Annotated in this window: 16 protein-coding genes, 1 tRNA gene and 2 pseudogenes; 9 read left to right on the top strand and 10 right to left on the bottom strand. The window is 32.7% G+C overall.

The features are described from left to right. Nucleotides 1–50 precede the first annotated feature (50 nt). Complete coding sequence (locus A9G23_RS06350) at nt 51–530, top strand: HlyD family efflux transporter periplasmic adaptor subunit (protein WP_065586793.1); 480 nt, start codon at nt 51–53, stop codon at nt 528–530. Between the two features lie 149 nt (nt 531–679). On the opposite strand, the gene A9G23_RS06345 is transcribed toward A9G23_RS06350, so the two are convergent. Then, on the bottom strand, nt 680–1,150 hold the full coding sequence (locus A9G23_RS06345) for a GNAT family N-acetyltransferase (RefSeq protein ID WP_442899770.1): 471 nt from the start codon (nt 1,148–1,150) through the stop codon (nt 680–682). Beyond that, complete coding sequence (locus tag A9G23_RS06340) at nt 1,147–1,422, bottom strand: type II toxin-antitoxin system TacA family antitoxin (protein ID WP_065561594.1); 276 nt, start codon at nt 1,420–1,422, stop codon at nt 1,147–1,149. The genes A9G23_RS06345 and A9G23_RS06340 overlap by 4 nt, the downstream gene beginning before the upstream one ends. A 153-nt stretch (nt 1,423–1,575) precedes the next feature. Here A9G23_RS06340 and A9G23_RS06330 point away from each other — a divergent pair. The 3 genes from A9G23_RS06330 to drt3b all read left to right on the top strand — a co-directional run bounded on the left by A9G23_RS06330 (nt 1,576) and on the right by drt3b (nt 6,391). Further along, nucleotides 1,576–2,657 (top strand): IS3 family transposase gene (locus tag A9G23_RS06330; protein ID WP_442899768.1). Its coding sequence is split into 2 segments (ribosomal slippage): nt 1,576–1,822 and nt 1,822–2,657, totalling 1,083 coding nucleotides; the frame shifts between segments, so codons are not numbered across the junction. A gap of 312 nt (nt 2,658–2,969) precedes the next feature. Continuing rightward, nucleotides 2,970–4,319, top strand: coding sequence for an antiviral reverse transcriptase Drt3a (gene drt3a / locus A9G23_RS06325; protein ID WP_065586790.1), 1,350 nt, complete (start codon nt 2,970–2,972; stop codon nt 4,317–4,319). Beyond that, a complete protein-coding gene (gene drt3b, locus A9G23_RS06320; RefSeq protein WP_065586789.1) occupies nt 4,316–6,391 on the top strand; it encodes an antiviral reverse transcriptase Drt3b in 2,076 nt (691 codons plus the stop codon). Before drt3a ends, drt3b begins: the two co-directional genes overlap by 4 nt. 381 nt (nt 6,392–6,772) lie before the next feature. Here drt3b and A9G23_RS06315 read toward each other — a convergent pair. After that, a pseudogene (locus A9G23_RS06315) lies at nt 6,773–7,854 on the bottom strand (IS3 family transposase). 77 nt (nt 7,855–7,931) lie between these two features. Between A9G23_RS06315 and A9G23_RS06300 the strand changes: the two are divergent. Beyond that, nucleotides 7,932–9,070, top strand: a protein-coding gene (locus A9G23_RS06300) for an IS3 family transposase (protein WP_141674920.1) whose coding sequence is annotated in 2 segments (ribosomal slippage) — nt 7,932–8,178 and nt 8,178–9,070 — 1,140 coding nt in all. Because the reading frame shifts where the segments join, the coding sequence is not laid out codon by codon here. 17 nt (nt 9,071–9,087) lie between these two features. Here A9G23_RS06300 and A9G23_RS06295 read toward each other — a convergent pair. Continuing rightward, nucleotides 9,088–9,777: pseudogene (locus tag A9G23_RS06295) on the bottom strand (phosphorothioated DNA-binding restriction endonuclease); the annotation flags it as partial. 459 nt (nt 9,778–10,236) lie between these two features. Next, nucleotides 10,237–10,312, bottom strand: a tRNA-Phe gene (locus A9G23_RS06290). Nucleotides 10,313–10,471: 159 nt separating this feature from the next. On the opposite strand from A9G23_RS06290, the gene A9G23_RS06285 reads away from it, so the two are divergent. From A9G23_RS06285 to groL, 3 genes are all read left to right on the top strand, one after another. Then, nucleotides 10,472–10,909 (top strand): FxsA family protein, encoded by a 438-nt coding sequence (locus A9G23_RS06285; protein ID WP_065586783.1) that lies wholly within the window; start codon nt 10,472–10,474, stop codon nt 10,907–10,909. A 144-nt stretch (nt 10,910–11,053) separates the two neighbouring features. Continuing rightward, nucleotides 11,054–11,347 (top strand): co-chaperone GroES, encoded by a 294-nt coding sequence (locus A9G23_RS06280; protein ID WP_065586782.1) that lies wholly within the window; start codon nt 11,054–11,056, stop codon nt 11,345–11,347. Nucleotides 11,348–11,393: 46 nt separating this feature from the next. Continuing rightward, nucleotides 11,394–13,040, top strand: coding sequence for a chaperonin GroEL (groL, locus tag A9G23_RS06275; RefSeq protein WP_065586781.1), 1,647 nt, complete (start codon nt 11,394–11,396; stop codon nt 13,038–13,040). Nucleotides 13,041–13,449: 409 nt separating this feature from the next. Here groL and A9G23_RS06270 read toward each other — a convergent pair whose 3' ends face one another. The 3 genes from A9G23_RS06270 to A9G23_RS06260 all read right to left on the bottom strand — a co-directional run bounded on the left by A9G23_RS06270 (nt 13,450) and on the right by A9G23_RS06260 (nt 15,864). Beyond that, entirely contained in the window at nt 13,450–14,025 is a 576-nt protein-coding gene (locus tag A9G23_RS06270; RefSeq protein WP_065586780.1) for a manganese efflux pump MntP, read from the bottom strand. Between the two features lie 63 nt (nt 14,026–14,088). Next, nucleotides 14,089–14,703 (bottom strand): tetratricopeptide repeat protein, encoded by a 615-nt coding sequence (locus A9G23_RS06265; RefSeq protein ID WP_065586779.1) that lies wholly within the window; start codon nt 14,701–14,703, stop codon nt 14,089–14,091. Nucleotides 14,704–14,730: 27 nt separating this feature from the next. After that, complete coding sequence (locus A9G23_RS06260) at nt 14,731–15,864, bottom strand: bifunctional tRNA (adenosine(37)-C2)-methyltransferase TrmG/ribosomal RNA large subunit methyltransferase RlmN (protein ID WP_075508417.1); 1,134 nt, start codon at nt 15,862–15,864, stop codon at nt 14,731–14,733. Between the two features lie 162 nt (nt 15,865–16,026). Between A9G23_RS06260 and A9G23_RS06255 the strand changes: the two genes are divergently transcribed. Beyond that, nucleotides 16,027–16,776 (top strand): M15 family metallopeptidase, encoded by a 750-nt coding sequence (locus A9G23_RS06255; protein WP_065586777.1) that lies wholly within the window; start codon nt 16,027–16,029, stop codon nt 16,774–16,776. A 13-nt stretch (nt 16,777–16,789) separates the two neighbouring features. Here the strand turns inward: A9G23_RS06255 and A9G23_RS06250 are convergent, their stop codons facing one another. Next, the gene (locus A9G23_RS06250) at nt 16,790–18,085 is read right to left on the bottom strand and encodes an ATP-binding protein (protein WP_065586776.1); all 1,296 of its coding nucleotides are present in this window, start codon (nt 18,083–18,085) and stop codon (nt 16,790–16,792) included. A gap of 18 nt (nt 18,086–18,103) precedes the next feature. After that, complete coding sequence (locus A9G23_RS06245) at nt 18,104–18,784, bottom strand: response regulator transcription factor (RefSeq protein ID WP_065587049.1); 681 nt, start codon at nt 18,782–18,784, stop codon at nt 18,104–18,106. Nucleotides 18,785–18,820 lie beyond the last annotated feature (36 nt).

Raw genomic sequence — 18,820 nt, 5'->3', positions numbered from 1 at the left:
AAATAAATTCAATTGAAGAAAAACTTATTGAAAATGATGGACAAAAATTGATGACTATCGTAGCACCTAAAGGTGGAATAATCAGTACTATTATGGTTTCAAAAGGACAAAGCATTGGTTATGATGTCATTATAGCAACGTTGTTCTCTGAAGATCCTACACTTGAAGCTAATTTATTTATTCCATCTAGTGCTATTGGTTTTATTAAAGTAGGCTTACCTGTATCAATTCGATACGATGCATTCCCCTATCAAAAATTTGGCCAGCAAAAAGGAATAATCAATAAAATTTCAAGCAATACGTTATATTTAAATAAGTTAAAGTCGTTAAGTATCTATTCTCAACAATTTAATAATGAAAAAGCTGCCTATTATCGAGTTAAAGTTAAATTAGATAACCAAGATATTTTAGCATATGGTAAAAATTACCATTTTAAAAGTGGAGATGTCTTTAGAATTAGATATTATGTTAGAAAAAAGGAAATTGAAAAGGTTTTAGACATAAAAAAACCTGCTAGAAGCAGGTCTTAGAATTTGGTGATTGGTGCCCGGACGCGGAATCGAAGATGTGGGTTGAAGCCTTGTGGTTACAGGATTTGAAAAATTTAAATGAAAAATGTACCCGTATTTGTATCCCTAAATTGAACCGCTTTAAAAATGTACAATTAAGTTCAATTTTATTACCATAAAGAGATTAGCATTGTTCTTTTCTGAATCCCAGAATCAACAAATCCAAATTTAATATAAAACACATTAGCTTCATCTGTTAAGCTATGTACCAATAGTGCTCTAGAACCAACTTGTTTAGAGACTTCTTTCGAGCGTAATATAGCATCTTTTAATAATGCCGCACCTAATCCTTTTGCTTTGTAATTTTTATCAATAGCTAAACGGCCTAAGATAATAACCGGAATAGGATCGGGCATATTGCGCTTAAATCTACTCAATGTTAGTTGTCGATGTTGGATACTTCCAGTTGATAAACAATAAAAGCCGATTACTTTGTTATTGTCACAAATCACAAATGTACGGGAAGCACCACTTTTTTGATTTTTTAAGGATTTTTTCTTCAACCATTCATTCAAAGACAACTCTTCACAATCAAATGACGTAAAATCATGATGTTCATTCAATAAGTGTGGCGCTTCTATTTTTCCCATGGTGACTTTCGCGACAATAAAGCTTGAATTTTTTCATTACTATCAAAAGAGGCTTCTATTGCATGATTGAAGGCATTTATTTGTTCATCGTCGATTAAAAAAAGACGCTGATCAAGCAAAACATCTTCAGCCTTTGAGCAGGCCGCTTCTAAAATAAAATCAGTGCGTGATTTAGATAGTAAATGAGCCGCAATATCAATCAATTCTTTTTGGGATGCCTTAGCTCTAATATTAATAGGCGATTCTTTGGTTTCAGTTCTCATTTTAATTGCCGTTTTTTAATTTAGTATGAAAGTACTGTAGTATATATTGTATATCAAATTGCTATACAAGTGAAATGGTGTTGTAACTATCCCCTAAAATAGTACAGCACAAAAGTAGAAAATTCTCTTTATTAACCCACAGAGGATTTAAATATGAAAAAAATGACTGAACATCAGATTGTATCTATTTTAAAAGAAGCTGAAGCCGGTATTCCCGTTAAAGGACTGTGCCGTAAATATGGCATGGGGAATTCAACTTTCTATAAATGGCGGGAAAAATACGGCGGAATGGAAACTTCAGACATCAAACGCTTAAAGGAGCTTGAGGCCGAAAACCGTAAACTTAAACAGATGTTTGCCGAACTGAGCTTAAAATCCCAGCTTCAGGAAGAAATCATAAAAAAGCTTTAGTGCCCACAAAGGCACGTAAAACGTGGGCACAGCAACTACAACAAAATCATTCAGTTACTATTGCTATGAGTTGTGCCATTGTTGGCTTAAGCCGTTGTGCTGACTATTATCAACCTAAGTTACTGGATGATTTGGTGATTATTTCGGTGTTGAATGCTATCACAGACCGGCATTTACGCTGGGGCTTTCCCAAATGTTTTAATCGCATCAGAAAGCTTGGCTATAAATGGAATCATAAGCGTGTTTATCGGGTGTATTGTGAGTTAAAACTTAATATTAGAGCTAAACGCAAAAAACGTATCCCCCAGAGAACACCAGAAAAGCTATTGGTTCCTAATAAACAAGGTGAATGTTGGTCAATGGATTTGATGAGTGATAGTAGTCGTAATCAACGTCGCTTTAGGACATTCAATGTCATCGATGACTTTAATCGTGAGGCGCTAGGCATTGATATTGCAGTAAGCTTACCGGCAGGGAGAATTACCCGTTACTTAGATAAACTGGCCGAATATCATGGGTTTCCATTAAAAATACGGGTCGATAATGGGCCAGAATTTACAGGAAAAACCTTTATAAACTGGGCTAAATCCCATGATATAGCCATTGATTATATCCAGCCCGGTAGTCCTTATCAAAATGGCTATATTGAACGATTTAATCGTACCTATCGCACAGAGGTATTAGATTTATATTTATTTAATAATCTGGAACAAGTAAGAAAGGTAACCGAAGAATGGCTAACCAGTTATAACACCGAAAGACCTCATGAAGCACTAAATAATATGACGCCGATTGAGTATAAAACACTAAAACAGGCAGCTTAATTTTCTACGTGAGTTGTGTACTAGGTTTGGGGTATTTACAATATTTGTCTCCTATTATTTTTGTTTATATCATAGAGGTGACTTTTGTCCACTTTTTTGACGAGGATCAATTATATTCGTATAATGTTTATGGAAATTGAGTTTAGGATATTAAAATATCCAGAATTACATCACGAATGAAAGTTGCTTAAATTTAACCTGTTTGATAAGCTTGCCTTTTATTGCATGGAAAATCTTAGACTTAAGTTAGAATAACAAAACTTTTCAATAAAAACTTGAACTTCTCTTTTAAGATTAGTTAAGGATCCGCATATGATAAAACAATCATTTTCCGAAAAAAACATTAGAAAAATATACGATCTAGAAAATAGAAAAGGTAATAACCTCGAAAAAATTTATTTCCCTGATGTCGTAATTCTTACAGAAAAAATAAGTTGTATAAAAAAGAAAATTAAAAATTATCTGAGAATGGACAAACATGATTTTGGTAGATTGATCGCATTAAAGTATTATAGAAAAATCAAAAAGGAATTTGAAAAAGAAAAGGAGGAACTATTAATAAAAAAATTAGAAAATATTAGTCTAAATATACTATCAAATAATTATGAAGTATCTCTAAGTCATAATAAATTGAAAGGAAAGGATATTTATACAGCTAACACCGATACTCCTGAAATATTTTTTCTACTTAAACAATTGCAATTTAATTTAAAAAACTTATATGTTATTAAACAAGCCAATCGAAATTTTTTGTTATCACAGCTAAAAATTATTTTATCGAATGGTTTTTCCAAAATGACATTCAAAATAGATATTTCATCTTTTTATGAAAGTATTCCCAGAGTTGATGTTATCCAAACTATCCAAGATGACCCTAAATTATCCTTGCAAACAAGAAAAACTATATGTTATATATTTGAATGTTTAGAAAAAAAATATGCTAATAAAATAGGTATTCCAAGAGGGATTGGATTAAGTGCTTATTTAGCTGAACATTACATGAAAAGTTTTGATGATTTCTTTAAAACTCACCCTGAATGCTCATATTACTCCCGTTATGTAGATGATATTATTATTGTTTTCAATCCATCAAGTGATTTTACAAATGAAATCATTGAAAAAGAATATCTTAAAATAATAAATGACCAGCTTAGAAAAAAGCAACTGAAACTAAATAATAATAAAAAAGTTGTTATTAAAAATAATGAGAATAAGACATTTGACTATCTTGGTTATACATTTCACATAAAAAGTGGAAGTTTAGAAAAAATAAACTTAACACAAAAAAGATACGATAATTATATAAAAAAAATCGAACTATGTTTTAAATCTTATTTTAGACAATTTATAAAATCCCCTAATAAAGCAAATGTCATGTTAAAAAGTAGATTACGTTATTTAACATCAAATACTCGTTTAGTTCATAACAAAAAAAATGTAATGACTGGTATTTATTTTTCTAATAAATTTATTACAGATTATTCTCAACTAGAAGATTTAGATAACCACTTAAAAAATAAAGTAAATTTAATTACTGATCCATCTCTTCAAACTCAGTTAAGAACATTTTCTTTTAAAAAAGGATTTAAAGAAAAAATCTATGTTAATTTTCCTAAAAAATTTATAAAAGAAATCCAACAGTTATGGAAGTATAGTGTATGAATAAATTTATAAAATTAAAATATAAAAAAGAAAGATGTATATTATCAGATACTCTTCCATTCGAAGTTCCAATAATATTTAATAATAAAAACTTCTATGATTTCATCTTAAAAAACAGAATAAAATTTGAAAATACTAATGGCATTAAGAAAATAAGTTGGATAAATATTCACGGTTCTGATGCCTTAGATTCTTTAATAAAAATTCTATTTAACTTAAAAATTGAATCAACTTTAGAAAAAATTGGAAATAATCGTATTTATAATGAGAAGGATAAAAAATTTAATAGTGATACAATACCTTATAATTTCAAAATAACTCATCATAGCAATATATTCCGTGAATTATCAATTCCTCACCCCCTAACACAATTAATTATTATTGATTTTTATGAAAGATATAAAGAATTAATCATTTATTATTGTTCACTAAGTTCTTTTTCTATCCGCAAACCAGTTAAAGTTGCACAATATATTTTTTATAAAGATAGAACTCATTATAACCAACTAGTTGATAATACATATTCCAATTTAGAATTAGATGAAGAAGAGTCTGAGAACTTAAGATCTTTTTTTGTTTATGGAGATGTAAGTAACATTCACGCATTCTATGATTCTTCATTATTTCATGAACAAGAGAAAAAATATAATAATTTAATGAAATTAGACATATCTAAATGTTTTGACAGCATTTATACACACTCAATTTCTTGGGCTATTAATGGGTTTAAACAAACTAAAGAAGCAATATCGTTGAGTGCTAAAACTTTTGCTGGTGCGTTTGATAAATTAATGCAAGAAAGTAACTATAATGAAACTAATGGAATAATTATTGGTCCAGAAATCTCAAGAATATTTGCTGAAATAATACTACAATCCATCGATTTAAGTATAAAACAAAATTTGATGGATAATGGACTAATCGAAGGTGTTAATTATAATATTTTCCGTTATATTGATGATTACTTTGTATTTTATAACAATAATAGTCATAAGGAAATTTTAATACAAACGATTCAAGATAATATTCGCAAATATAAATTAAATCTCAACACATCCAAATTGATTGATTATCAAAAACCTATCATTACTGAAATGTCCATAGCAAAAACAAAAATATCTTCAATTTTAAATGAAAGATTAGAGTTTAAGTTAGAAACAGTTGAAAATGATAATTTAAATTTGCTTGAAGAAAAAACTACAAAAGGAAATATATATATTAACAATAATACCCTTATTCGTGATTTTAAAATAATCCTCAAAGAAAGTAATGTCGAGTATAAAAATATATTAAACTATACACTTTCCATAATTGAACGAAAAATAGAATTAATTTTTAAAAAATATAATAAAGTAAGTTTACAACATAAAAAGCAAGAAAATTTGATTTTATCTATAAGAAATATTTTAAATTTTACTTTCTTTGTGTATACAATCAACCCTCAAGTTAGCCCGACAATAAGATTATCTAGAATTATAGGTAAGGTACTATTTTTCTTAAAAAAATCAAATTTGAATAAAGAAAACCAAAATATAATTGAGCATTTTTTATATGAAAATATTTGTATAGTTTTAGATGCAAACCGGATAAAAAAACATACGCATATAGAAACAATTTATTTATTACTAAGTGTTGCAGAATTAGGGAAAGAATATTCATTTTCAGAATTAAGACTCGCTTCCTACTTTAATATCGATCTTAGTCAAAATAAAAATTTGCATCTAAGCTACTTTGCTTTAATTACTATTTTGTTTTATATAAAAGATAAGAAAAAATATAAACAACTACACAGTATTGTTGTTAATTCAATTAAAAATAAAATAATTAAAAACAAAAATAGGAGAGACACTGAATCAATATTGCTTTTGATGGATATATTATCTTGCCCCTATGTAGATATAAATATAAAAGAAGAACTATTGAAAAATAATTATGGAATTACTGATGTGTCATTATTGGCCAACATGTGTAATTTTAAAAAACATAAAAAAATCCAACAATGGTTTACTGTCTGGAGTAATTTTGACTTTTTAAAAGAACTTTACGTGAAACACTCTAGAGAGGTATACTAAGTTGCGCTAAAAATCAGTCCAGAATAGCACTTAGAAATTTTTGTTATGTTTTTAACTATAAATTCTAATATGGTGCTCACACATCAGCGCATTCTGTTAATGGTTTTTATGACTATTTTCAGAAAAAGAGGAAGTGTTTGCTGATTTTCCTCCTTCCTCTTTTTATCATCAAAATATATTAAAATAAATTCTCACTTAATTACTATAGATAATTCACTAAATAAAACACAAAACCAATAACTCACTATACTTATTTTATTTTTGATCGTCCACGCCGATTAATAGACGTCAATTGCTCTGTATAAACAATTGAATTTAACTATTGAAAACACAAATAATATTGTAAATACCCCAAACCTAGTACACAACTCACGTAGAAAATTAAGCTGCCTGTTTTAGTGTTTTATACTCAATCGGCGTCATATTATTTAGTGCTTCATGAGGTCTTTCGGTGTTATAACTGGTTAGCCATTCTTCGGTTACCTTTCTTACTTGTTCCAGATTATTAAATAAATATAAATCTAATACCTCTGTGCGATAGGTACGATTAAATCGTTCAATATAGCCATTTTGATAAGGACTACCGGGCTGGATATAATCAATGGCTATATCATGTGATTTAGCCCAGTTTATAAAGGTTTTTCCTGTAAATTCTGGCCCATTATCGACGCGTATTTTTAATGGATACCCATGATATTCGGCCAGTTTATCTAAATAACGGGTAATTCTCACTGCCGGTAAGCTTACTGCAATATCAATACCTAACGCCTCACGATTAAAGTCATCAATGACATTGAATGTCCTAAAGCGACGTTGATTACGACTACTGTCACTCATAAAATCCATTGACCAACATTCACCTTGTTTATTGGGTGCTGATAGCCTTTCTGGGTTTCGTGGAGGAATGCGCTGTTTACGCTTTACCCTGAGATTAAGCTTTAATTCACAATACACCCGATAAACACGTTTATGATTCCATTTATAGCCAAGCTTTCTGATGCGATTAAAACATTTGGGAAAGCCCCAGCGTAAATGTTGGTCTGTGATAGCATTCAACACCGAAACAATCACCGAATCATCCAGTAACTTAGGTTGATAATAGTCAGCACAACGGCTTAAGCCAACAATGGCACAACTCATAGTAATAGTAACTGAATGATTTTATTTTAGTTGCTGTGCCCACGTTTTACGTGCCTTTGTGGGCACTAAAGCTTTTTTATAATTTCTTCCTGAAGCTGGGATTTTAAGCTCAGTTCGGCAAACATCTGTTTAAGCTTACGGTTTTCAGCCTCCAGCTCCTTTAAGCGTTTGATGTCCGAAGTTTCCATACCACCGTATTTTTCCCGCCATTTATAGAAAGTTGAATTACCCATGCCATATTTACGACAGAGCTCCTTGACAGGAATACCGGCTTCAGCTTCTTTTAAAATAGATACAATCTGATGTTCAGTCATTTTTTTCATATTTAAATCCTCTGTGGGTTAATAAAGAGAATTTTCTACTTTTGTGCTGTACTATTTTAGGGGATAGTTACAATATCATGGTCAAAAAATTTAGTATCGAATTCAAACAACAATCAGTGGATTATGCGTTATCTAATGCACACCTTTCTATCAGCGAACTTGCCAACCATCTAGGTGTGGGTAAATCAACCCTAGATAAATGGATTAGGCAACTTTTCCCGAATAAAACCAGCCGTCGAGAGTTAACAACTGAGCAACAGCGGATTATGGCGTTAGAAAAAGAGATTAAAGAACTGAAAATGGCCAATGATATACTAAAAAAGGCGCATGTGTACTTCATCAACAATCCAAGACGCTGAAGTACGCTTATATGAAAAATCATTTAATCTGCTATCCCGTTACTAGGATATGCTTATTACTTGGTGTCAGTTCATCGGGTTATTATGCTTGGTTAAAAAGAGCAAACAAATCAACCAAACTCAGCGAGTATATCCAAAAGCAGTATTGGCAACATAAAGCCCGTTTGGGTGCGCCAAGCCTGCTTCATGATGCAAGAGAAGCGGGCTATCAAGTTTCAGAAAGGACAATTAGCCGTGTTTTGCAACAATTGGGATTACGGAGTAAAGCAGCACGTAAATTCAAGTATAAAACAGATACGGCTTATCACAATATTGCGCCCAACACGTTAGATAGGCAATTTAACCCTGATAAGCCGAATACGACATGGGTAACCGATATTACTTATATTAAAACGGGTGAAGGTTGGTTATATTTGTCGGTGATTATCGATTTATATGGACGAAAAGTGATTGCTAGGCAAACGAGTCGCTACATAGACCGCCATTTAGTGTGTAATACATTAAAACAAGCCTTATTTGGGCGTCAATTTCCTAAAAATGTACTCATCCATAGTGACCAAGGAAGCCAATATGGCAGCACTGATTTCAAGCAATTTGAGCTAAGGCAAAGCATGAGTCGAAGAGGAAACTGCTTTGATAATGCGGTTATTGAAAGTTTTTTTCATACACTCAAAACACATATTATTCATGACTGTTACTACAAAAGGAGGAAACTGGCTAATAAAGCACTATTTGAATATATTGAAATCTATTATAATCGGATACGCCGTCATTCAGCCAATGGCTGGGTATCACCTGAACAATATGAACAACAATATTACCAAAATGAAAAAATGATAGAGGTGGGCACTGTCTAATATTTTGGCGAGGATCACATATCAAAAGCGGAGTGATGTAATGAACAAAGAGCTAAACCATTATTTACAATACAAGGCCCTCCATGCTGTTTCCATTTTACATGGGCAGCTTCAAGACCAATTGAAACTGAGTCATGCCTTAAATCATAACCGCAGATAGCACATTGATAGTTGTAAGCCCGTAACACCAACTGTCTAAACTTTGGATCTCGTTGACGGTAAAAATCAGTAAAATCAAATTCAAGTTGATTGATTAAATTTTCCTGAACACTTTCGGGAAAGTGCTGATTTAAAATTTTTTCAGCCAATTGATTAATAATAAGAGGATGTTTTGTTAGATATTGGTAGGTTGGTTCATCAAATCCACCATAAACTTGGCATGATGTAAGCTGCTTGCTGGTTGGTTCTTTACTCGGTTTATTGTTATTAATACAATTTTCAATATTAGTCAATTGCCAAAAGCCATCTCTCTGTAAACGCCAAAAGGGCATATTTGGATAATAATGATTTCTCTGTGGCCCAAAGCGATTCAATAAATCAAAAAGAGGAGCTTCAATTTCCGTACCATAATTAAATAAACGCTCGTGGCCTTGTCTATATTGTGATAGTACATATAGAAGCAATAATGGTTTATGAGGTGCTCGTTGATCCCCTTTTTTCCAAATGGTGATATCGGTAATTTTTTGTATTAACTCTTGAATATTCACACTATCCAAATGCAATAAATGAATTTATATTGCAAATATTACATTATTTTTGTGAAATAGCTCACAAAATTTATGCATTAAGGTAAAACCATGGAAAACTTAATAAGTAATTGTTATAAGATTTAAGTAAGCCTTATAGTAGTATTATCATCTAAATCATATTTGTAGCTGATATTACATAAGTATTGAAAGCAAAGTTAATTAAATCTGCTACAGATTGAATATATTCATTAAGAGCAATAGTTTCCCATAATTACTTTTATAAACAATCTTTAAAGCCATTTTATGGATACACGCCATTATCGAACCAAATGTAACCGGGTTTGTATCCGATTTTCCACTTGATTTGGGGTAATTTCAGTTGAATTCGGTTGAGTAGTGAAACAAGATGAAAGGCTTATCCTAAAAGGCTTTAGGCATAAAAAAACCTGCTAGAAGCAGGTCTTAGAATTTGGTGATTGGTGCCCGGACGCGGAATCGAACCACGGACACGGGGATTTTCAATCCCCTGCTCTACCGACTGAGCTATCCGGGCAACAATGGATGCACATTAAACACGATTAGTGATTATCCGTCAATCCCTTTTGTAAGATTTTTTAAAAAAAATGTGCCGTTTGGTTGAAAAATAGCTAATAATCTTCATATTAATAGTTAGTTTCTAATAATATGTCACTATGCTTATAGGAATTGTTATATGCGATTTATTGGTTTTATTATGTTTTTCATTTATGTTTATTTTGAGGTTAGTTTTTTCATAACAGTTGCAAATACAATGGGGGTTTTTCTTGCTTTAATTTGTATTATTGCAACGTCTATTCTTGGTTTTTCATTAGTTAAATCTCAAGGCTTGAAGAATCTTAGTATCATGCAACAAAAAATAGCAAATAACCAAAGTCCTAAAAATGAAATCATTAAAAGTGTAGCTTTACTTTTTGCTGGTTTTTTCTTACTTATTCCTGGGTTTTTAACTGATATTTTAGGTGTCATTTTATTAATACCCCATGTTCAAAAACATATTGTGGAATTTATTATTCGAAAAATACCAATAACATCAAAATTTTCGTCATCACAAACACATGAGCAAGATAGTGACATTATTGAAGGTGAGTTTAAACATAAGAGTGATGAATAAATAATCAATTGGACTTTTTTTTAATTTTTTTCTCTTGAAGAATTTTAAAATATCCCCATATATTGTGCACTACATTAAAAAATCATAATTATATGATTTTTGTTAATAATTATCTTAATTAAAATTAGTGCTAGGAGATAACTAATGAAAATTCGCCCATTGCATGATCGCGTAATCATTAAACGCAAAGAAATAGAATCAAAATCAGCTGGAGGTATTGTTTTAACAGGTTCAGCTGCTGGTAAATCAACACGAGGTGAAGTTTTAGCTGTTGGTAATGGTCGTATTTTAGAAAATGGTCAAGTACAGCCGTTAGATGTTAAAGTGGGTGATACCGTAATTTTCAATGAAGGATATGGCGTTAAAACTGAAAAAATCGATAACGAAGAAGTGCTTATCTTATCAGAAAGCGATATTCTAGCCATTGTTCAATCATAATAGGCATATAATTAAACGATAGACAGAATTTAGGAGAAATACGAAAATGGCAGCTAAAGATGTAAAATTTGGTAATGACGCTCGCATCAAAATGCTTCAAGGCGTTAATGTATTAGCTGATGCAGTTAAAGTAACTTTAGGTCCAAAAGGACGTAACGTAGTATTAGATAAATCATTTGGTGCACCAACTATTACTAAAGATGGTGTTTCTGTTGCTCGCGAAATTGAATTAGAAGATAAATTCGAAAATATGGGCGCACAAATGGTGAAAGAAGTCGCTTCTAAAGCAAATGATGCAGCAGGTGACGGTACAACTACTGCAACCGTGCTTGCTCAAGCGATTGTTAATGAAGGATTAAAAGCTGTTGCTGCGGGTATGAATCCAATGGATTTAAAACGCGGTATTGATAAAGCAGTTGTAGCCGCAGTTGAAGAACTTAAAAAATTATCTTCTCCTTGTGCTGACTCTAAAGCGATTGCACAAGTAGGTACAATTTCAGCTAACTCTGACGAAACTGTTGGTACTTTAATTGCTCAAGCAATGGAGAAAGTAGGTAAAGAAGGTGTTATTACTGTTGAAGATGGCACAGGTTTACAAGATGAGCTTGATGTTGTTGAAGGTATGCAATTTGATCGTGGTTATTTATCTCCATACTTTATCAACAAACCAGAAACGGCAACTGTTGAATTAGAAAGCCCTTATATCTTATTAGTAGACAAAAAAATCTCTAACATTCGTGAATTATTACCAGTTTTAGAGGCTGTAGCTAAAGCAGGTAAATCTTTATTAATTATCGCAGAGGATGTTGAAGGTGAAGCATTAGCAACATTAGTTGTTAACACCATGCGTGGTATTGTTAAAGTTGCTGCGGTAAAAGCACCTGGTTTTGGTGATCGTCGTAAAGCGATGTTACAAGATATTGCTATCTTAACTGCTGGTACTGTTATTTCAGAAGAAATCGGTTTGGAGCTTGAAAAAGCAACACTTGAAGATTTAGGTCAAGCAAAACGTGTTGTTATCAATAAAGACAATACTACAATTATTGATGGCGTTGGTGAAGAGTCTTTAATCTCTGCTCGTGTTGAACAAATTCGTAAACAAATTGAAGAGTCAACGTCTGATTATGATAAAGAAAAACTTCAAGAGCGCGTAGCAAAACTTGCTGGCGGTGTTGCTGTAATTAAAGTGGGTGCTGCAACTGAAGTTGAAATGAAAGAGAAAAAAGCTCGCGTAGAAGATGCTTTACATGCAACCCGTGCAGCCGTTGAAGAAGGTGTTGTTGCTGGTGGTGGTGTTGCTCTTGTTCGTGCTGCGTCAGCAATTTCAGAACTTAACGGTGCGAACGAAGATCAAAACGTGGGTATCAAAGTTGCACTTCGTGCAATGGAAGCACCATTACGCCAAATCGTGACTAACTGTGGTGAAGAGGCATCAGTCGTTGTTAATGCAGTTAAAGGTGGTCAAGGTAACTATGGGTACAATGCTGCCACTGAAGAATATGGCGATATGATTGCAATGGGTATTTTAGATCCAACTAAAGTAACTCGTAGTGCATTACAATACGCTGCATCTGTTGCTGGTCTTATGATTACCACTGAATGTATGGTGACGGATTTACCTAAAGATGATAAAGCTGATTTAGGTGCTGCTGGCGGCATGGGCGGCATGGGTGGTATGGGCGGAATGATGTAATTTTCGTCAATAATCCAACCGATATAAATCAACTTAAGCCATCCGCTGATGCGGATGGTTTTTTTTCATAATTCCCCCTTCCGAGAACTATTAGTTAAAGCTAAATAAAAATATAAAATTTAATTGATAGATATAAAATATAAATTGATATAGAAATTCTACAAAATGGTCATGTTAACCAGTAAAGATTTGTAACTTAATCATTAACAGATGATTACTCAATTTATAAAATCATCATGATAAAGGAACATTCAAAGCAGGTTATAATCAAGATACACATAGTTTTGATATGACATTTTGTAAAATTTAAAAAAAGAGCAAATAGAAGTGCTTTTCATAAACTGCTATCTTTAGGTGTTAACGGTTCATGGATAATTACATAAATATGCTAGATGGACGTCAGAAAAGATTAATTAAATAGGTGCTGATAAAGTGTAATTATACCAATCACAATAAGTACCAAACCACCTAAAAATTCTGCTCGCTTTCCAATTAAACATCCCAATTTATTGCCTAGCAATAGCCCAATGGTAACCATAAAACAGGTTGCTATCCCAATCATTGTTGCAGCAAAACAGATATTGACGCTCGCTAATGCCAGCCCAACCCCAACAGCAAATGCATCGATACTGGTTGATATCGCTGTAAAAATTAATATTAAAGAAGATTTTTTTGATGAGGCTCCTTTATCATCTTGGCAATCTTCATCAGAATTTTTAAAACTACTGTAAATCATGTTAATACCCAAAAATAACATGACAGTAAAAACAACCCAATGGTCCCATTGTTCTATATATTGCAGTGCAATATAGCCAATTAACCAACCCAGTAATGGCGTAATAGCCTCGACAACACCAAATAAAATCCCGACTTTGAGTGCCCCTAAAAATGGGGTTGATTTAAGCGAAACTCCACGACATACAGCGACAGCAAAGGCATCGGTTGACATAGCCAGTGCTAACAACAAAATAGCCCAAAAACTCATGACATATACTCTTGGTTTACATTATATTACTTTAATTATTATTGAATATTCATTCGTTATGATTTATTTTTTTGTTACTGAAAATAAATAATTTGCGACTTTTATATCGCCTTTACTTTGATAAAGTTTAGCTGTTTGTTTGACGCTATCTCGACGGTTTGCATCATATTGAAAAAGTAGGTTAAACATTAAGTCAGCTGTTTTTTTATCTTTATTTTGGATAGCACAATAGCCATATTGCTCATAAGCATCGGCTTTCCAACGGTGGCGATCTAAATCAAGGCTTTGCTGAAATTGCTGCTTTGCTTCTTGATAACGATCCCGACCACATAAAAAAGAACCATAATGCACATGATATAATCCATTACCTGGTTGCATCTGCGTAATTCGTTTGTAAATTATTTCGGCTTCGTTGTATTCGCCAACTTGTTGATCAAACATTGCCATAGCTAACATAACTTGAGGATTATTTGGGGAATACTTTGCCGCTAATTTAAGATTATAGTGTGCTGCTTTGACATTTTCTTCTGACTCATTAGCTTTAGCAAGATAACCTAATCCAAGTCGCATTCTAGCTAAAGCCGCCTTTTCAGGATCAAACTCATAGCTGTTTTTTGTTTGACAGCCCGATAGTATCACCATCAAAAAACAGCTAGATATAATTAACGATTTTTGCATCTATTCTTCCTTTATAAAGATTTATCTTTATATTGTTTGCTGAACTAGATTTTGTTTTTTATAAAGTGTTCTTTTGGTGCGGTCAACAACTTCGCCAGCCAATTGCCCACATGCTGCATCAATATCATCACCACGTGTTTTACGAACAATTACTGTAAAACCGTATCCCATCAGAGTTTTCATAAAACGGTCAATGCGTGTATTAGAGCAGCGAGCATACGGTGCTCCAGGGAATGGATTCCAAGGAATTAAATTAATTTTACTAGGTACATCTTTAAGAAATTTTGCCAGCTCGTGGGCATGCTCAACGCCATCGTTAATTTGATTAAGTAATACATATTCAATTGTTACTTTACCATGATTGGCATTTGAAGTAGAAAGATAGCGTAAAATAGAATCTCGTAGCATTGCCATGTTATACTTTTCATTTATTGGCATAATTTCACTGCGAATAGTATCATTTGGTGCATGGAGTGAGATTGCTAATGCTACATCAATCATACCAGCTAGTTTATCTAAAGCGGGAACAACTCCTGACGTTGATAGTGTTACACGTCTTTTTGATAAACCATAACCAAAATCATCTAACATGATTTCCATAGCTGGTGCCACATTAGATAAATTAAGTAGTGGCTCTCCCATCCCCATCATAACAACATTGGTGATAGGCCTATCAGCCAGTTTACCGGTTACACCAATGGCATTTGATGCGCGCCATACTTGACCAATAATTTCAGAGACAGTTAAATTTCGATTAAATCCTTGTTGAGCTGTGGAACAGAATTTACACGCTAATGCACAACCAACTTGTGATGAAACACATAATGTTGCACGATCACGCTCAGGAATATAAACAGACTCAATCATTTGATTATTTCCAACATCAAGTGCCCATTTAATTGTGCCGTCTGATGAGCGTTGCTCCATTGCAATCATTGGTGCTTTAACTTCAGCTAAAGTTTTTAGTTGCTCACGTAACTTTTTATTAATATCGGTCATTTGATCAAAATCATCTATCCCAAAATGATAAATCCATTTCATCACTTGATCGGCTCGAAAAGGCTTTTCGCCAAGCGAAATAAAAAATTCTCTTAATTGCTGGCGTGTAAAATTGAGTAAATTTATTTTTTCGTTTGGAAGATTAGTTGTATTAAGATTCATTTTATTTGTAGCGCCTGAACAATTAACAGACGTGTTAGAAGATGTAGATGGTGTTAACATAAGGCCTCGTTTTTACACATTATGGCTATTTCAATTTTTAAGAAAAGGATTATACTGTTTTTAACTTAATCTGGCTAATAGAATATTGGCAATAACCAAAAGATGAAAAAATCCATAATATTTAAAAAAATTGGCATTTTGGCTTTAAACTTAGCGTTACTTCTATTTTCTACTTTTACTATGGCAAAACAAATCCCATTAAATAAATTGATCGGGCAGTTTGATGAAAAAAAAGACGGTGATTTTATCGCATTGGACTCAACTATATTGCCTGTTAATAAAAAAGGCATGTACCTGCAGAAAGAGCCAACTGGACAACTTATAAAGGCTTATAATGACTTTAAAAAAGTTCATCCAGACATTCCTTTTATCGTAGTAAGCGCAACGAGGAGTTACACTTACCAAAATGGTATTTGGCAGCGGAAATGGGATGTATTGTCTGCTAAGCTCCATGATCCGCAAAAAATAGCGAAACAGATCTTAAAATATTCATCAATGCCAGGTACATCTCGCCATCATTGGGGTACAGATATCGATATTACGAGTGTTTCTTCAGAATATTTTAGATATGATAAAAAAGGCATAATTCTTTATAAATGGCTGCAAGAAAATCTTCCTAAATATGGGTTTTGCCAAGCATTTAATGATGGAAGAAAAGGAGGATATCAACCGGAAGAATGGCACTGGTCATACAAACCGATCGCTAGCCAATATATTGCACAATATAAAGCTATATTAGAAAGCGATCCAAATGCTATTATGAAAAACTTAAATTTTATGGGTCACGATAAAATCAAGCTGGAAGGATTAGTTAAAGAGTATGTATTAACAGTTAATACTGATTGTTATTAATCTATTTTTATTATTAACGTTTTCTCCAATAAGGTAAACGTATTGTCACAACAAGTCCACCACCATCACGGTTATTTGCTTGGATAGTACCGTTATGCATAATGACAGTCTTTCTAGCAATTGCTAACCCTAAACCATAACCTTTGCCTAATTGTGGAGATTGAATTCGGACAAATGGTTCAAAAATACTAGATAATTTATTTGCTTCAACACCTGGTCCACGGTCTTTAACTTCAATTTGCAAATACTTGCCTGTTTCTTTTAATGAAACCTCTACTGCTTGCTCAGCTTTTGAAAAGCGAATGGCATTACGGATAATATTTTCAACAGCGCGGCGTATCTGTTCTGAATTACCTTTAACAATTGAATGAGTAATAGATGATGAAATGAAATGTACATCAATTAATTGATGATTAGCCTCATAGTTAGCATCGTTGATTACTACTCTTATTAAGTCTTTTAAGTCAAAATATTCATCAGTACGATTATTCATTTCAGCACGAGAATAATTTAGAATTTCACCAATTAATTGATCTAATCGTTCTGATTCTAACGCTATTCTAGCCAAAGCCGTATCAATATTTTGTTTATTTTGTTGAGCAAGTCCAATTGCTAGCTGTAAACGAGCAAGTGGCGTTCTAAGCTCATGAGAAACATCATGAAGGAGAGATTGACGATCAGAGATCAAGATATTAAGTTGCTCAACCATCATATCGAAATCTTTACCTAGCTCACTTAACTCATCGCGGCGAGGTTTTAATTTATTGAATAATCTGACCGAAAGATCGCCTTGAGATACTCTGAAAAAACCTTGTCTTAATAGCCTCATTGGCCTAGTTAAATTCCATGCTAAAAAAAGACTAAAAACAAGACCAACACATATTCCCATTAACACAATTAGCATTGGCATATTGAACAATGCTTTTCTACCACGCTCATCCTTATCTTCCTTAAATGAAACAGAATAAAGTGTTCCGTCAGGTGCTACAGCCATGCGTTGATAAGCATAAGTTGGTGTTTCTAACTCATCTGTCAAAATATTAACTTGATCATTTAGTGGAGAAACTAATTTTATTGACAATAAAACTCTTTCTCGCTCAGGCATATGTGCTATAAAATTAAGTGTTTCATCTTCACCTGCAACATGTAATAACTGGGCAATCATATCGACTTTTGTCGGCATATGATTAAGGAATCTTTGATTTTTATTTTCTACATAAATAGAAAATGCAATCCAGGTTAATTGGAAAGTAAGATAGAAAATAACTCCAAATATAATGAGTATTTTCCAAAATAATCGACGATTCATATCAAGCCTATTAGGTTGTTAACGAATACGGTAACCGACCGCTCTAATCGTTTCAATTGTTACATCATTTTGTGCAACTTGATGTAATTTTTGACGAATATTGCTGATATGAACATCAACACTACGATCATAAAGTTCTCGAGCTCGACCAAGCCCAATTTCTGACAATTCTTCCTTGGTTACCACACGCTCACTATACTTTACCAATAAAACTAATAAATTAAATTCGGTTGAAGTTAAGTCAATAACTTGTCCATTCCAAGTACATAATCGTTGTGGTAGATCTAACGTCAAACCATTAAAATGGTATTTTTTATCATCAACTATTTCAACTGAACGTTCATCAAAACGTCGTAAAACAGCACGTAATCTTGCTAATAATTCACGGGGATAACAAGGTTTAGGAATATAATCATCAGCACCTAATTCTAACCCTAAAACTCGATCAATATTATCGCCTTTTGCTGTTAACATAATCACTGGCATATTACATTGTTGACGGATGCTTTTAAGAACATCAATGCCATTAATATCTGGTAGTATCACATCTAAAATTGCTGCGCGATATTTACCTGATAGTGCTTCATCAATACCATCTTTACCCAAATAAACACTTTTGATATTAAAACCTTCATTAGTCAAATATTCACTAAGCATTTGTGATAGTTCAATATCATCATCAATTAATAAAATATTTATCATAATTGCAGTCGCCATTGTCATTTAATTTTAGGT

Source organism: Gilliamella sp. App4-10, assembly GCF_001690495.1.
GTDB classification, from domain to species: Bacteria; Pseudomonadota; Gammaproteobacteria; order Enterobacterales; family Orbaceae; genus Gilliamella; species Gilliamella apicola_G.
The sequence above is the reverse complement of the archived record's forward strand: the minus strand, read 5'-3'. Positions and strand labels throughout refer to the sequence as shown.

Coding starts and splice junctions, on each gene's coding strand:
- A9G23_RS06350 (WP_065586793.1), top strand. CDS start 51: ATGACTATCGTAGCACCTAAAGGTGGAATAATCAGTACTATTATGGTT.
- A9G23_RS06340 (WP_065561594.1), bottom strand. CDS start 1,422: ATGAGAACTGAAACCAAAGAATCGCCTATTAATATTAGAGCTAAGGCA.
- drt3a (WP_065586790.1), top strand. CDS start 2,970: ATGATAAAACAATCATTTTCCGAAAAAAACATTAGAAAAATATACGAT.
- drt3b (WP_065586789.1), top strand. CDS start 4,316: ATGAATAAATTTATAAAATTAAAATATAAAAAAGAAAGATGTATATTA.
- A9G23_RS06285 (WP_065586783.1), top strand. CDS start 10,472: ATGCGATTTATTGGTTTTATTATGTTTTTCATTTATGTTTATTTTGAG.
- A9G23_RS06280 (WP_065586782.1), top strand. CDS start 11,054: ATGAAAATTCGCCCATTGCATGATCGCGTAATCATTAAACGCAAAGAA.
- groL (WP_065586781.1), top strand. CDS start 11,394: ATGGCAGCTAAAGATGTAAAATTTGGTAATGACGCTCGCATCAAAATG.
- A9G23_RS06270 (WP_065586780.1), bottom strand. CDS start 14,025: ATGAGTTTTTGGGCTATTTTGTTGTTAGCACTGGCTATGTCAACCGAT.
- A9G23_RS06265 (WP_065586779.1), bottom strand. CDS start 14,703: ATGCAAAAATCGTTAATTATATCTAGCTGTTTTTTGATGGTGATACTA.
- A9G23_RS06260 (WP_075508417.1), bottom strand. CDS start 15,864: ATGAATCTTAATACAACTAATCTTCCAAACGAAAAAATAAATTTACTC.
- A9G23_RS06255 (WP_065586777.1), top strand. CDS start 16,027: ATGAAAAAATCCATAATATTTAAAAAAATTGGCATTTTGGCTTTAAAC.
- A9G23_RS06250 (WP_065586776.1), bottom strand. CDS start 18,085: ATGAATCGTCGATTATTTTGGAAAATACTCATTATATTTGGAGTTATT.